Genomic DNA, 15894 nt, shown 5'->3' with positions numbered 1-15894 from the left:
TCGCCGATTAAAGTGGTACGTGAGCTGGGTTCAGAACGTCGTGAGACAGTTCGGTCCCTATCTGCCGTGGGTGTCGGAGAATTGAGAGGATTTGTCCCTAGTACGAGAGGACCGGGATGAACATACCTCTGGTGGACCTGTTGTGGCGCCAGCCGCAGTGCAGGGTAGCTATGTATGGACGGGATAACCGCTGAATGCATCTAAGCGGGAAACCCACCTCAAAACGAGTTCTCCCTCGAGAGCCGTGGAAGACGACCACGTTGATAGGCCGGGTGTGGAAGTGCGGCAACGCATGGAGCTGACCGGTACTAATAGCTCGATCGACTTGATCGCTCTCATTTATCAACGCCCATCACGCGCATGTTCCCAAAAAATGCGTAGCGGTTTTTGGGAAAAGAACATGCGAAGAAAAAGCTGCGCAGACGCCCGAAACGTGCAAAACCGCTTTCGGACAAGCGCAAAAGATAGAACAGACCACTTGCTTCAATGTGTTTCGCCGGCCTGGTGGCCTTCGGCGAAGCGATCAGACCCGATCCCATCCCGAACTCGGCCGTCAAACGCTTCCGCGCCAATGGTACTATGTCTCAAGACCTGGGAGAGTAGGTCGTCGCCAGGCCTGCCAAACACATCGCAAACCTCTTCCGATCCAATCCAAAAAAGCGCCGCTCCAAATCGCGGCGCTTTTTAGCGTCTCCCTGCCGCGGGGTGGAGCAGCCCGGTAGCTCGTCAGGCTCATAACCTGAAGGTCGCAGGTTCAAATCCTGCCCCCGCATCCAGTTTATCGAACGACCCAAAGCCGCGTCGAGGCCCATTTTGGCAGGGTCGTCGTCCTGGCGCGCAACGTTCGCCAATTCCCGCCAGTTCGAGCCGCCGTTCTCAGCAGGCCAAAGGACGATCCGGTCGATCAGCGAGCGGATGATCTCCAGCGCTTCCGTGCGGGTGGCTTCATAGCTCAACAGGGGATGACGCGCCGCAACCTTCTCCCGCTAGGGACGCGACAGGTTCGGCGGAGAGCTCTCCCTCTACCGTGCTCCGAGGCCGCCTATCCGGCCCTGTAGCGAAAGCCCGCGAAGGCTTCCCGATGCGAGCGCGTGGAGGAGATTTTCGATCTGCCGATTCATCTCCTTTCACTCGCGCGCGAGGGCGTCGCGCCGCGCGCTCTGCTCTCGACCCTTGCTTCCTCTTCATTGATCGCCAAGCGCTCACTCGCCCGCTTCCGTTCGGGAATCACGTATCGAGGGCCTCGGCGAGCACAATGTCGAAGTCGTCGTTGCGCGCGCCTTTGGACAGGTCCTGAGAGCCCGGGCGAAGCACCGGATGTCTCCTGTCAGAAAAGGGAACGACGAGCGTCCAGCCTTCGCGGACGCGTCAACGCCTACCCGCAGCATGTCCGTCTCCCAGGGGCCTGCGCCTGCTCTTCGTCGCGGCGCGCCGCCGGGTAAACCGATGGCTGGCGTCGATACCGTTCGCTAGATAGTAACGCCTCTCGCCGACGTCGTGCTGCAGGAGGGCCGGGATGAGGCCAATCCGCTCGGGGGCGTCTATCGCGAGACAGATTGCGTCGCCCCTACCGAAGTCGTTTGCAGGCTCATATCCATGCCGAGGCGCGCCATAAGGCGCGCGCGAACGGTGTCTTATAGGCGACCGTCTGTGAGCGCGCCCGCGCGATATGACGAGCGGAAGCCATCCTGAGAGCGACGGCCAATCAGGTGCGGACGAATCTCCTCCTTGGCGTTCAGATAGAGGCCTGCCGGGAAATGCCCCTAACTGGTGCGGGGTCGTGGTCACGCCGACGTGTCTCGCGATCATCTCGTTGATCTGCTGCGAGAGCGTCTTCTGGCTTGTGTGCGCCCTTGCGTGTGACGAAGAGAAAGGCATTCGGGTCTGCCCCGAGGCGCGGCCGGACATCGCACCGATGCCAGCGCAAATGGTGAGCGACTCGGCGGGGATCTCCGCCGCGAGTTCCCTGCGATTGGCCTTGGTAAAGAAAGTGGTGCTGAATGCTAAAAAGTGGTGCGCAGGAGATGAGTGTCAATCGCATCGACGTTGACTCTTGCAATCTCCTGCGCCCTTCAATGCCATGCGAGATCCACGCGTCTCAGCAATTCCAGTCTCTCGCCACGTCACAATCTGCCCCTGCATTGTAAGCAGGCGCGAAAGCTTGGGGCGGCGCCCGGTAAAACACCGGGGGCGCAGCATATCCGAACGCGGGCATTGGCGCACTGTGCGCACGCGCCACGCTGTGCCGGTGAGTGGTGTGCGCCGCCGTCTGTGTAGGTAACAGAAAGGCGCCGACGCTTGCCGCAAGCACTGATATTGCCGCTACGCGGTACGAAATCATCGACATTTCGACCTCCCAACTTGGTAGACGTGTAGTGAGCAGTGAGGGACTTGCTCTTCTCCGAAGAAGACAAAAAAGATTATGATGAGATCGAGCTAAGCCACTACTAAAAATTCGTTTAATTTGAAATTGCCTCTAGAACGACGCGGATGTTCATATCGATTCTTCTACCTCTACCCCGCGCGCAGCTCTTCGATAGTCGCATTCAATGCACGTCCATCACAACATTCTCGAGCTCAACCGACTGTACGCCATCGTCCGATTCATGACTCCCCCCTTGAGGAAGCCCGACGTCCTGGCCGCCAGCCATGAACACCTGCGATCGGGTGGTCGAGAAACGTGGTGCGCTCCCGAGCTATGAGATGCGCCAGGAAATTCGTGGCCGCTTGCACGTGTTGACCAGCTTCCATCCATGCGGCGTCCAAGTTCGCACCATGCAATCGAAGCACTTGATCGATTGTGAGTTATCCCCACCCCAAGGGCATGTATCGGCAATGCCGACCGAGGGAAAGCATGACCCAATTAGAGCAACACAGGCTGAGGCGATGACAGGGCGCTTCTTCACTGACAACATTTGACACCTCAATTTCACTTGCACGCCAAACCCCTTCTCAACAGCTAAATCCACGACTCTGATCTGCAACCAGAGCCGAAGGTAAAACGTTTTTTAGCTTTGTCGATGACACACGGTCTGTTTGCAACTCGCTCATCAGCAGATAGCCTCGGGCTTCAGCTGACATTTGGTGGCGCGCAAAACACCCACAGCCGCCTCGGGCATCGATACCAAACCGGTCGCTCGCCTCTTTGCTATCTTCTTCTGCCTCCCGACATGTCAGGAGCCGGCAACGAATTTGCAATCTATCATTTGACGACAGTGATAAGACAACGGTGGGCTGCTTCAGCGACATCAAACTCTAAATTTTAATTTATTATCATGTTGTCAAACGGAATGAGGCGCCGCCCGTAGATTCAAAAGGGAAAGAGCGTGTTGGACTGAAGAAACGTCCTTACGTATTCCCGTGCTCGAACGGCTAAAACTATTGAAAGCCGACACACGAGCCCCGTCGTTTCAAGGCGCCTAGAAGCACAACTGAATCGCTATTCTGGATTGCGACACATCCATGACAACCATCATTCCATACAAGAGGCTCAGTCAACGGAATAACCTTGTAGAATCCAGACTGTTGCAAACATGTTGGTTGTTACGATGCATCTATTCATCGATACTAAAATGAAATTTAGTGTCTCCACTTCTGTCTGTTCGATATCGCTGTCTCGACGCGCCTTCGCTCTGGCTGCATCTCCCAAGGGGTAGCGATGAACATCACCACACGCCGAAACGGAATAAAGACGAGCGTTTGCCTGCTCGCCTTATTATTGCCCACGCTCGCATACGCCGACAGCACGGCTGAAGAGATTCGGCTTCTTAAAGCTCGGCTCAAACAGCTTGAGGCCAAGGTGAACGAACAGGAGCGAACTGCAAAGACCCAAAAAGTGCACAACAATGCTGCCAGGCCCGAATTGGCGCCCTCCGCTGCAGCTGGCCTTCCGGGGCCAGATCACCTCTACTTCAAAGGGCTTGAGATCACGCCGGCCGGATTCTTTGCGATGGAGACGGTCTATCGCGACCACTGGATGGGCGCCGACGTCAACACCCCATTCCAGAATATACCGTTGGGATTCCAGGCTGCGGGCCACACCTCTGAATGGCGTGCAACGGCTCGATCATCACGCCCCGCGTTGATGATCAAAGCCGATATCGACAAGCAGACGCATCTCATGGCCTATGGGGAAGTGGATTTCCTGGGCGCGTCTCAGACTGCAAATTCAAATACGAGCAACTCCTACAACCTCCGGCTGCGCCAGGCATACGGAAATGTCGATTTTGATGAATACGGTCTCCACGTTGCCGCGGGGCAGATGTGGTCCATGATCACGATGAATTCCGTTGGAATTCGTCCTGACACATCGCTTCAGCCGCCAGTCATCGATCACCAGTATATGCCTGGCTATAACTGGGCCCGGCAGCCAGGGATACGCATCACGAAGGATTTCAACAAAGAGTTTTGGGCCGCCCTGTCACTGGAAAGCAGTGCGACGACATATGCCATGCCGGGAGCGCCATTCGTTGGTACGACGGCGTTGCCGGTCTATGCCACTCCCATACTTTTGGCGACGCCTGCCGGAGGGGGGCTATTCAACCCCGCCAATCCGTATTCGTTCACTCGCATGCCGGATATGATCGCTAAGCTCGCGTGGGACGGATCGCTGGCAGACCACAAAATCCATATTGAGGGCTTCGGTCTTCTGCGTGACGTTACAGATCGGGCCTATTGGGGCAACCATAACCAATGGGGTGGCGCTGGCGGCGGCGGCATTGTTGTTCAGGTCATTCCAAAGCTTCTAGATTTCCAGGCGTCGGGCATGATCGGAAATGGAATTGGAAACTATGGCGCCGGGGGCCTCCCCGACGCGACCTTTCAGCTTAGTGGAGCTCCCCAGCTCATAAACGAACGCATTGCTATGGCAGGCCTGACGCTCCACGCAACGCCTCAGACCGACCTTTACGCCTTCGCGGGCGGTGAGTTCGCTGGCAAGAACCCGCAATGGAATGCGGTTGGAAACACCCTTTATGTCGGCGGGTATGGGAACCAATATTACAACAACCTCGGTTGCGGCTTTGAGAATGACGCTGCTATCAACGGTGTTGCCACCACTGCCGCTGTCTTCCCATGTTCGGGGCAGACCAAATCACTGCGCCAGCTCACCGGGGGCATTTGGCATACGGTCGCGCAGGGCGCCTTTGGAAAGATCAGAGCAGGCGCACAGTATTCATATACCGTAAGGGATGCTTTCGCCGGGTGGGGTGGGACACCGAGAGGGACGGAAAACATGGTGTACACGAGCCTTCGTTACTATCCGTTTGACGGACCATCTGGCGTCCTGGCTCCTACGAAGTAAAAACACGCTCAAGCGCACCGCTGGTGAATGATGGAGAGCTTTCGGCTTTGATCGAAAGCCTTCCTTCCTTTTCCTGGAATCCCAATCGCGCGGCCACCCAACTAAATATCAAGCTTTGTTGAAGACCAATTCGAATATGCAGCCCGGAGAGGCGTCCCTTATCAGGATTTCGAAGCGATGCAGCCTTCCGATAGACGCAACCAAGGCGAGCCCAAGCCCCGTTCCGGGCGTATTGCTGCGCCCAGGATCGCGGTAGAATCGTTCGAACACGTTCGCCCGGCGGTCATAGGGTATTCCCGGCCCTGAATCCCGAATGCTTATTACAGGGGACCCCAAGCGATTGCATAGGGTCATATCGATCAGGCCGGGGGCAGGCGTGAACTTGATTGCATTGTCAATGAGATTCGAAACCGCTTCCATCAGAAGCTCCTTGTCTCCATCCACGTACGCCGGCGCGGCAGCAACCAGACTCAACTTTAGCCCCTTGCTTTCGGCGAGGGGCTCGTAGAGATCGAGTAGCTCCGAGAGAACTTCCTGAAGGTTGACTTTACGGAAATATGCGCGACTCCTCCCTGCTTCGATCCGTGCGGCGCGAAGCATTGCTGTTGTTGTTGCAAGCATCTGGTCTACGCCGCCGACAGCGAGATTTATTGTGTCATGCAGATCAGCGGGAAGCTCCACGGAGTTCTGAGCGAGCTCAAGGTGGCTCCGCACGCGACAAAGAGGGGTGCGAAGATCATGAGCTATGTTATCTCCCACGTGATGCAACTCCTTTATCGCACGTTCCAGCTCCTCGAGCATTTCGTTTACAGACACGGAAAGACTGTCCAGTTCATCATTAGCGTCGCTGAGCGGCAAGCGCCTCTTGAGATGTCCTGATTTGATGTCATCGAGGCATGTCTGCGCATCCTTCAATCGGGTTTTGATTTGGCGGCTGACGATCGCGCCAATTCCAATGAAGACCAGCGATATGGGGATCACACCCTCGATCAAAGCGCCCTTTACCGTCTTATCGAGATCGACAACCTCAGGCGTGTCGCGGCCAATCACCAGAATGCGTTGGTCCGGAAGGCGAATACCAACGTAGATCATCTGGCTCTCATCGCCATTGGAGCGACTTGCCCGATTGAGCAGTTGAGCTTTCCCGTCGAATGGCAGGCCACCGGGAATCTTGAGCAGATTTCCCTCCAGATGGGCCCCGTCCGACTCGAACAAGCCAGATCTGGTTAAGCGATAGCTCTTATTGAAAGATTTGTCGTTCAGATTTGGCTGGGTCTGTCCGGAGAAATGCATCGACAAGGCAGAGCCCTGAAGCTCCAACAGCGACTCAAAGCGCTCAAGCTCCTCAGAGGAGATCTTCCAATGCATAAGAGCAAAGGTAACCACACTTGCAGAAACGTAAGCTGCAGCCGCAAACGCGGCTCGCCTGAATGTCGGCCAAGATAGTTTAAACATCTGGCCCGAATACGTACCCTTGCGCCCTTATGTTCCGAATGAAGCAGGGGCCGTCCTTTCTTTCAATTTTCTGCCTGAGCTTGCTCAGGTGCACATCCACGACATTGGTTTCAACCGGGAAGCGATACTTCCACACGTTTTGAAGAAGCATCTGCTTCGTGATCAACTGCCCCGGGCGGGCCATGAAGTACTCGAGTAGCTGGAATTCGCGCGCGGACAGTTCGATTTCCTGGTCGCGGAGCATTGCAACGCGGCTCAGCAAATCAAGAGTGAGTGAGCCAACCTGCAGTTTTGTAAGCGGGTTTAGGGTCGAACGGCGGAGCAACGCGTCAACCCTCGCTCCCAGCTCGGCATAACTGAATGGCTTGATGAGATAGTCATCGGCGCCCGATTGGAGCCCGAAGATACGCTCATCCACATGATCGAGCGCGCTTATCACAAGGATCGGGCTTGAGGGATTGTGAAGCCGGAATACGTCGATCAAGCTAATGCCCTCGGCGCCGTGCAGTATTCTGTCAAGAATTAGGATATCAAAGCTCTGCTCAGCCATGCGGGCGATTGCGTTGTCACTATCATGAGCGCAAGAGACGATATAGCTTCGTTTCTCAAGCTCTTTGACAACGACGCTCGCAAGCTCCCTGTCATCGTCGATCAAGAGAACGTCGGATTTCGGGTGACGGTGGAGGTGTTCGTTTTTGGAAGGAATAATGCTGGTCATGATCATGGGATCATTTTGTTTGCATGCAGCCGAGCTGCGACAAAGCAATCGGCAAGCATTTCTGGGATGCTGCGAACTCGTGACATCTCCCAGATGTCGGACAACAGGATCGCATCCTCCGCGCTCAAAGGCGCGCTCGTATCGAGTAGACCCCGAATTGACCCGTCCATTGTTCAGCTTCACCCTTCAGGGCGACCCCTATGCCTATATCGGTTCGACTTCATCTGATCAAGCTGCCGTGAGTCAGTCGAGTTTATAGCTCAGCATTTAGGGATCGATTGCAAAGTTGCCAGTATGGCGCGAGCGTCGCTTCGACGCAGCCTCGCCTGTGTGAGAGGCAGCCCCACGGGCGTCGGTGCGCCAATCTGATGCAAGGGCAAGCAGCCTGGGGGATGTGCGCCTGAGCGAAGATAAAAACATTTTTATTAACGCCGGCGCTCAGTTTCGGATACCCAGTCTGTAATCCAGGGGCCTGCTCGCGCCCCAATTCGAGCAACGCTCGAGCCCAGATCCAGGGTCGCTTCTTGGATGCGCAGCCACTTCCACTCGATGGGAACGGATGACAAGTCATCAGATTGCACCGGATGCACGACGAAAGGCGCTACCTCCGTCGAGGATATCACTCAAGCGAAGCTATTTGACGACCTGCATTGTCATCTGCTTGGCTGCCGCCATTGTGGAGTCCGCAGGGAAACTCGACCATCCGGCGCGATCCAACGGGGCGAGGGAATCGGGAGCCATTGAATTTGCGACTCTAAGGGTCGGGAGCACGGAAGACGCCCTGACTTTGCCAGGCGAGATGAAGGCGTTCAATGAGGCGCAAATCCGGGCTCGCGTTAATGGCTATATAAAGGCCTGGAAATATGACATCGGCGCGCATGTGAAAGCGGGCGAGACCCTGGCTAGCATCGACGCGCCGGAGTTGGATCAGCAGTATCAGGAAGCCAAGGGCCAACTCGAGACAGCTGAGGCGCACGCCAAGCTCGCCCGATTGACATCCAATCGTTGGGCCGCATTGCGCGCGTCCGCCGTCGTCTCGCAGCAGAGTGCAGACGAAAAGGGTGGAGACCGAGAGGCCAAGCAAGCTGATGTCGTATCTGCGGAAGCCAATCTCCGAAGAATCCGTGCGCTTATGGGATTCACAGAGGTTGCTGCGCCCTTCGCTGGCGTCGTGACAGCGCGGAGGGTCGACGTTGGTGTGCTCGTAGGCCCGTCAAACCCGGTGGAGATGTTTGAAATCGCCGATATTCACCAGCTCCGCGTTTACGTGCGAGTTCCACAATCTCTTGCGCCTCAGATTCGGCAGGGAATGAAGGCGACGCTCAGCTTGCCGCAATATCCGGGGCAAAGCTTCGACGCGAAGGTTGTTGCGACTTCGGACGCCATAGAGGCCAATTCCAGAACTCTGCTCGTGCAATTGCTGGCGAACAATGACAGCGGCAAGCTTTTGCCAGGCTCGTTCGCGGAGGTGCGGTTTGAACGTCTCAAAAAGCCGAACATAGTCCGAATTCCAGCAACTGCCTTGATGTTTCGCGACAATCAATTGCAGATCGCCATCGTAGGTCCGGACCAGAGGGTGTCCTTCCGAAGGTTGATAGTCGATCGCGATCTCGGCTCCGAAGTTGAAGTCGCCGCAGGCGTTCGTGTCTCCGATCGCATCGTCAATTTTCCCAGCCGATTCCTGCAGGAGGGCTCGATTGTCAAGCAGGCTGAGCGAACAGCTGGCGGGCAGCGACCGAGCTGATGGACCGACCGCCCAAAGGTGTTTCCTCAGGCGCCGGAAGGTCGCCTAAAAAACCTTTTAATAGGAACGCCATCCTGCAAGCGCTATTTCGCAAGAGTGAATGCAGAGAGAGTCACCATGCGAAACTGGCCACAAAGAATCTGCCGTGTCTGCGGCGCGCGAAAATTCTGGAACTTCAGGAAGGATCTGCTGTCGCTTTCTACAGGCGCGGCGTTGACCTTGGCGTTGTTGGCCACAGCTTCTGCGCAGTCTGCATATGGACGGGCGATACGCAGGGTCGGTCCACCGTGCCACAGTCACCCCCATTACGCAGGTCAATGCGACCATCGTGATCCATGCGCCTACTATGAGCCAAACACGGTTCGCTATGGCGATGACCGAGACTTCGAGTGCTTTATCGTCGACCAAAATTGAATTTTTCGCCGGTTCGACAGAAGCCATGCTGGCGACCAGCCTCGCCCAGGGAGAAGATCGATGGGGTTCGTTCAGCGAAGCCTTGGCGTGTCTCCAGGCCAAATTGACAAGGTTAGTGACGGGAGATAAGGAGGCGGTGGTGTCAGCAGGAGTCCTGGGACCGGAGTTCGAATGCTTGCCATAGTACGGATCGCGCTCCAGCGCCCCTACACGTTTCTTGTTTTGGCGATGCTCATTCTTATCTTCGGAGCTAGAGCTTGGAGGGGCACGCCAACCGATATCTTTCCAAATATTGGCATTCCCGTAGTTAGTGCTGTTTGGACCTATAATGGCCTCCCGTCCGTCGATATGTCAGGGAGGATTATCTATTACTATGAGCGCGCGCTCAGCGCTCAGGTCAATGATATCGAGCACATCGAATCCCAATCCTTGCCGGGCTACGGTGTGGTGAAGATCTACTTCCAGCCGACAGTGAAGATAGAGACGGCGCTGGCGCAGATAACCGCAGCTTCGCAAACGGTACTGAAATTCCTGCCTCCGGGAATTACGCCGCCATATGTGCTTACCTTCAACGCCTCGAGCGTGCCGGTGATTCAGCTCGCACTATCAAGCAGATCGCTGTCCGAGACGCAGCTGTTCGACTACGCACAGAATTTCATTCGGCCTCAACTCGCAACGGTCGCCGGCGCAGCTGTCCCTTCACCATATGGCGGGAAGGTCCGTCAGGTTCAGGTTGATGTCGATCCGAAGAATTTGCGCGCTCTCGGGCTCTCGGCGCAGGATGTTGTGGACGCGATCGCGCGCCAGAATTTGATTATTCCTGTGGGCACGCAAAAAATCGGATCATACGAGTACATAATTTCGCTCAACGATGCGCCCAGAAGAATTGCGGAACTGAACAATCTTCCCATCAAGGAGACGGGTGGAACGATCATTTATGTCAAGGACGTCGCCTACGTCCACGACGGCAGCCCTCCTCAAACAAACATCGTGCGCGTGGACGGTGGGTCCGCAGTGCTCATGACCATCCAGAAATCCGGCTCGGCGTCTACACTTGACGTCATCAACGGCGTGAAATCCCTGCTTCCGAAGATCCGAGAGGGGCTGCCGCCGGAAATCCAGCTGGCGGCTGTCGGAGACCAGTCGGGCTTTGTCAACTCTGCCGTATCTGCAGTTGTCTCCGAGGGCGTCATTGCCGCCGGCCTGACCGGCCTCATGATCCTGCTGTTTCTCGGCAGCTGGCGATCGACGCTGATTATCGTCACCTCGATTCCGTTGGCCATTCTCGCGTCAATCGCAGCGCTCTCGCTGATCGGCGAGACAATCAACGTCATGACGCTTGGCGGGCTGGCGCTTGCGGTCGGCATCCTGGTGGATGACGCCACGGTTACGATCGAAAACATGAACTGGCATCTGGAACAGGGGAAGGAAATCGAGGACGCGATCATGGATGGCGCGCGCCAGATCATAATTCCGGCGACAGTCTCCCTGCTCTGCATCTGCATTGTGTTCCTGCCAATGTTCAGCCTGGGTGGTGTTGCAGGATATTTGTTCAGGCCCATGGCTGAGGCCGTTCTCTTCGCGCTTATCGCCTCCTATATCCTGTCGCGCACGCTTGTTTCGACGCTTGCGCGTTATTTGCTCGTTGCGCCGGCTCACCATCATGATGACGGGCAGAAGCAGACCGGAAACGTTCTTGTCAAATTCCAGCGCGCTTTCGAGAGCCGTTTCGAGGCCGTGAGGTCTCGGTATAAGGAGCTTTTGCTTGCTGCGATGGATGCGCCCAGGCGGTTCACCGCGTCGTTTTTCCTCGTCCTGGCTCTCTCCTTCGCGCTCGCGCCTTTCCTCGGTCAGAATTTTTTTCCCCCTGTCGAGGCGCGGCAGCTGAAGCTGCATATCCGCGCGCCAACGGGAACGAGAATTGAAGATACGGCTGCATTGTGCGACAGGATCGAGGGAGCCATCCGAGACCTGGCGCCTGCAGATTCCATTGAATCGGTTGTCGACAACATCGGGCTTCCGATCAGCGGCATCAATCTCGCATATGGAAACTCAGGCACGATCGGCGTCAGCGACGCGGATATCCTGTTGACCTTGAAGGAAGGCGAGGAGAAAAGCGCCGAGCGCTTGACCAAATTGCTCCGCGAAAGATTGCCGAGACTCTTTCCGAGCGTTTCATTCGCATTTCTGCCTGCGGATATCGTGACCCAGATCCTGAACTTCGGCTTGCCGTCGCCGGTGGATATCCAGATCAGCGGCAACAAGATCGCTGCAAACCGCGTCTACGCTGACGAATTGTTGAAAAAGCTGATCAAAGTTCCGGGCGTGGCGGATGCACGAATTCAGCAGGCGTTCAACGCACCTACCCTGGACGTCAATGTCGATCGTTCGATCGCATCCCTGGTCGGGTTGACCGAGAAGGATGTGGCGACAAATTTGCAAATCAATTTGGCTGGAAGCATCCAGACGTCGCCAACCTTCTGGCTCAACCCTGACAATGGAGTGTCCTATCCCATTGTCGCCCAGACCCCTCAAAATTGGCTCGACAGCTTGGGTGCGCTGCAGTCCCTTCCGATTTCCTCGCCTAAGGGGTCGCAGATTCTGGCAGGCATTGCGCAGATTGGTCGCAGCCAAAGCGATGCGGTTGTCTCCCACTACAATGTCCAGCCGTCCATCGACATCTATGCCAGCGTTCACGGTCGCGATCTGGGCGATGTTTCTGGCGATATACAGAAAATTCTTCAGGACACTGCAAAGCAGGCGCCTCCCGGTTCGACAGTTGTCTTGCGCGGGCAGGTTCAGACGATGAACGCAGCCTATGGGCAGCTCTATATCGGCCTAGCGTTTGCTATCGTCCTGATTTATTTGCTCATCGTCGTGAATTTCCAATCCTGGCTCGACGCATTCGTGATCGTTTGCGCCTTGCCGACCGCTCTGGCGGGAATTGTATGGATGCTTTTTCTCAGCTACACCACGCTCTCCGTTCCGGCATTGACCGGGGCGATCATGTGCATGGGTGTTGCGACCGCGAACAGTATTCTGGTCGTCAGCTTCGCGCGTACGAGCCTCGCAGAGGGGCGTGATTCTGTCTTTTCCGCTGTCGAAGCAGGTTTCACCCGTTTCCGACCGGTCTTGATGACCTCTCTTGCAATGATTATCGGGATGGCCCCTATGGCCTTGAGCGCCGAGCAGAATGCGCCGCTCGGGCGTGCGGTGATAGGCGGTCTGGTTTGCTCGACGATTGCCACCCTGTTTCTCGTGCCCGTAATCTTCAGTTTGGTTCACTCACCAGGCTCGGCGGCTTTGCGCAATGAAAATTGAGGATGACCCGACAGCGCCGGGCGGAGGCGAAGGGTTGGCGTCCGGTCCACCGAGGGCTGGACCGGGTAATATCTCCCGATTTGTTTTCGCGGCAACAGTGGCCGCTGGTTTGGCGGCCTTTGGAATCATCAGCCGGCGGCTGGAACATGAGCGGCTTGTCCAATGGACCGACGCTCAATCAACGACTTCGGTTGAGTTGGCGACGCTCAGGGCAGGAAGCGGAGACGCCGGTTTGACATTGCCCGGTGAGATCAAAGCCCTCAATGAGGCGCAAATTCGAGCCCGCGTGAATGGCTATATAAGGGAATGGAAGCATGACATCGGCGCGCGGGTGAAAGCTGGCGAGACCTTGGCCACGATCGACGCCCCGGAGTTGGATCAGCAATATCAGGAAGCCAAGGGCCAACTGGAAAAGGCAGAGGCTCATGCGCAGCTTGCCCGATTGACATCCAAGCGGTGGACCGCACTACGCTCGTCTACCGTCGTGTCGCAGCAGAGTGTCGATGAGAAGAGCGGGGAAGCCAACGCGAAGGATGCAGAGGTCGCAGTGGCGCGAGGAAATCTCAACAGGCTTCAAGCGCTCAAGGGCTTCACCGAGGTTACCGCGCCTTTCGCTGGCGTCGTGACAGCCCGGAGGATCGACGTTGGTGTGCTCGTCGGCCCGTCGAACCCAGTGGAGATGTTTGATGTCGCGGATATCCACCAGTTGCGCGTTTACGTGCGTGTTCCGCAATCTCTTGCGCCGCAGATACGGCAAGGGATGAAAGCGACGCTCAGCTTGCCGCAATATCCGGGGCGGACATTCGATGCGAAGGTTATTGCGACGTCGGACGCCATAGAAGCGAATTCGAGAACCCTGCTCGTCCAGTTGCTGGCCAATAATGACAGCGGCGCGCTTTTGCCAGGTTCCTTTGCTGAGGTGCGCTTTGAAATTCCGAAAAGCCCGAACGTTATCAGAATTCCAGCGACCGCTCTGATGTTCCGTGCCAATCAGATTCAGATCGCCGTTGTAGGCCCGGACCAGAAGGTGTCCTTTCGAAAACTGGCAATCGATCGCGATCTTGGTTCCGAAGTCGAAGTCTCCGCGGGTGTTCGTCTCTCCGATCGGATCGTCAACTTTCCACCAGAGACATTACAGGAGGGCGAGGCGGTTATTGTTCCGTCAGAGGGAAGCTCCCATCGCCCCGCCGGGCAGCCGCGTCATGGAGATGGCAAGGAATGAGAGCCCCAAAGCCGGGGCTCGCGCTGGTCCTGTCCTCTAGCCTTGGCGCGTGTAATCTGGCTCCGGATTACGTGCCTCCCGCGGTGGAGGTGCCTGTCAAGTTCAAGGAAGACAAGTCCTGGGCGGTCGCTCGTCCGCGCGATGATGAAGCGCGAGGCCCATGGTGGAACAGCCTGAAGGATAAGACGCTCGACGAGTTGGAGCCTGAGATCGACGTCAACAATCAGACGCTCGCTGTAAATGTCGCTGTGCTCGAACAGGCGCGGTCGTATGTCGCCAGAGCGGAATCCGGGCTGTTTCCGACGATCGATCTCAACAACAGTTATTCGGCGAACAAGCAGTCCGCGCACCGTCCCCTGCGCACATCGAACAGAGTGCCTTCCCAACAAGGGTACGAGCAGGCCCATCTCGACAATCGACCATTCAATCAGCCGGATCATTACGGCAATAACATCCTGAGCCTTCAATCAAGTTATGAGGTCGACCTGTGGGGGCGGGTCAGGAACGCGGTCGCGGCCCGGGAGGCGCAATTCGAGGCAAGCGTCGCTGATCTGGAATCGATTCGCCTGAGTCTTCAGGCGGAACTTGCGCGCACCTATATCGCGCTTCGAGGTCTCGATAATGAGATTGCGCTGTTCAACCGCGTCGTGGAGAGCTTTCGCGTCAGTCTGGAAATGACCAGGACGCTCGTCAAAGGGAATATCGGGGCGCCTCCCGACGTGTTCCGGGCAGAGGCGCAACTTGAGGTGGCCCGGTCACGGCTGGCGGATTTGATGGCGCGTCGCGCGATGTATGAACACGCGATCGCAACGCTGGTCGGCAAACCAGCATCGTCCTTTTCAATAAGGCCGGCTCAACTTTCGATGGCTCCCCCACCGCCTCCGCCGACCGTGCCGCTGTCACTCCTCGAGAGGCGGCCCGACGTCGCCGCTGCCGAGCGGCGAGTCGCCGCGGCCAATCAGACGATTGGGGTCGCGCGAGCGGCCTTTTTTCCTCGCCTGACGATCAACCTTTCTGGCGGCATCCAGGATACCGGATTGAGCCTCCTCAATTTCAGGAACAGTTTCTGGTCGCTCGGCCCAGCGATCACGCTCCCGATATTTGATGGCGGCGCGCGTGCGGCAGATCTGCAGGGGGCCGAAGCGGCATATCTGCAAACTGTCGCCGAGTACCGGCGCGCAGTGCTCCGAGCCATCCAGGAAGTTGAGGACAGCCTCGCTGAATTGCGCTGGTTATCCAAAGAGCTTCAGAGCATGAGCACCGCGGCGACGTCGGCGCAAAAAGCCCTCGATGCATCGCTCACGCTCTACAAGGAGGGCGCAAACAGCTACCTGGATGTAATCACTGCGCAGACCGCGGCGCTCGACGCGCAGGACTCTCTCGTCGCATTGAAGGCGCGACGGCTACAGGCGTATGTCGCCTTGATGTTGGCGTTGGGCGGCGGGTGGCTGGGACGTGACCTGGAGGGAGTCGAATTGCCGCCAGAACTTTCCATTCAGGCGGCGAGCGGCGATGGGGACAGAAAATGAATCAGTTCAATCCGGACGCCACCTGCGAGGAGTGCGCGTTTTGGCAGAGCATGGATCGGGCGGGAGGGAGCTGCCGGCGTCGCGCGCCCAGGCCATGCAATCAACCGGACGAGATCGCGCATTGGCCGCGGACACTTCGCGACGACGTATGCGGCGAATGGCGCGCAATATCTGTTGGCGTCCGAACTC

Annotated in this window: 7 protein-coding genes, 1 tRNA gene and 2 rRNA genes; 8 read left to right on the top strand and 2 right to left on the bottom strand. The window is 56.9% G+C overall.

Features of this window, described 5'->3' with window-relative positions; genetic code table 11:
• The 4 genes from ACR652_RS02580 to ACR652_RS02565 form a co-directional block, all read left to right on the top strand.
• Positions 1-333: ribosomal RNA gene (locus ACR652_RS02580) — 23S ribosomal RNA — on the top strand; the annotation flags it as partial.
• A 167-nt stretch (positions 334-500) separates the two neighbouring features.
• Positions 501-616: ribosomal RNA gene (gene rrf / locus ACR652_RS02575) — 5S ribosomal RNA — on the top strand.
• Between the two features lie 83 nt (positions 617-699).
• Positions 700-776, top strand: a tRNA-Met gene (locus tag ACR652_RS02570).
• 2882 nt (positions 777-3658) lie between these two features.
• Positions 3659-5302: a hypothetical protein gene (locus ACR652_RS02565; RefSeq protein WP_434504959.1), complete on the top strand. Its 1644-nt coding sequence runs from the start codon at positions 3659-3661 to the stop codon at positions 5300-5302.
• Between the two features lie 108 nt (positions 5303-5410).
• Here ACR652_RS02565 and ACR652_RS02560 read toward each other — a convergent pair whose 3' ends face one another.
• Positions 5411-6757: a sensor histidine kinase gene (locus ACR652_RS02560; RefSeq protein WP_434504958.1), complete on the bottom strand. Its 1347-nt coding sequence runs from the start codon at positions 6755-6757 to the stop codon at positions 5411-5413.
• Positions 6750-7481 carry a response regulator transcription factor gene (locus tag ACR652_RS02555; protein ID WP_434504957.1) on the bottom strand — a complete coding sequence of 244 codons (732 nt, stop codon included), beginning with the start codon at positions 7479-7481 and terminating at the stop codon, positions 6750-6752. The genes ACR652_RS02560 and ACR652_RS02555 overlap by 8 nt, the downstream gene beginning before the upstream one ends.
• Positions 7482-8112: 631 nt before the next feature.
• Between ACR652_RS02555 and ACR652_RS02550 the strand changes: the two genes are divergently transcribed.
• The 4 genes from ACR652_RS02550 to ACR652_RS02535 all read left to right on the top strand — a co-directional run bounded on the left by ACR652_RS02550 (position 8113) and on the right by ACR652_RS02535 (position 15705).
• The gene (locus ACR652_RS02550) at positions 8113-9219 is read left to right on the top strand and encodes an efflux RND transporter periplasmic adaptor subunit (RefSeq protein WP_434504956.1); all 1107 of its coding nucleotides are present in this window, start codon (positions 8113-8115) and stop codon (positions 9217-9219) included.
• Positions 9220-9804: 585 nt separating this feature from the next.
• Positions 9805-12954 (top strand): efflux RND transporter permease subunit, encoded by a 3150-nt coding sequence (locus ACR652_RS02545; RefSeq protein ID WP_434504955.1) that lies wholly within the window; start codon positions 9805-9807, stop codon positions 12952-12954.
• A complete protein-coding gene (locus tag ACR652_RS02540; RefSeq protein WP_434504954.1) occupies positions 12944-14176 on the top strand; it encodes an efflux RND transporter periplasmic adaptor subunit in 1233 nt (410 codons plus the stop codon). The genes ACR652_RS02545 and ACR652_RS02540 overlap by 11 nt, the downstream gene beginning before the upstream one ends.
• Positions 14173-15705, top strand: coding sequence for an efflux transporter outer membrane subunit (locus tag ACR652_RS02535; RefSeq protein ID WP_434504953.1), 1533 nt, complete (start codon positions 14173-14175; stop codon positions 15703-15705). The genes ACR652_RS02540 and ACR652_RS02535 overlap by 4 nt, the downstream gene beginning before the upstream one ends.
• Positions 15706-15894: the final 189 nt, after the last annotated feature.

It is taken from the genome of Methylocystis sp. (assembly GCF_051061225.1).
Classification (GTDB): Bacteria; Pseudomonadota; Alphaproteobacteria; order Rhizobiales; family Beijerinckiaceae; genus Methylocystis.
The sequence above is the reverse complement of the archived record's forward strand: the minus strand, read 5'-3'. Positions and strand labels throughout refer to the sequence as shown.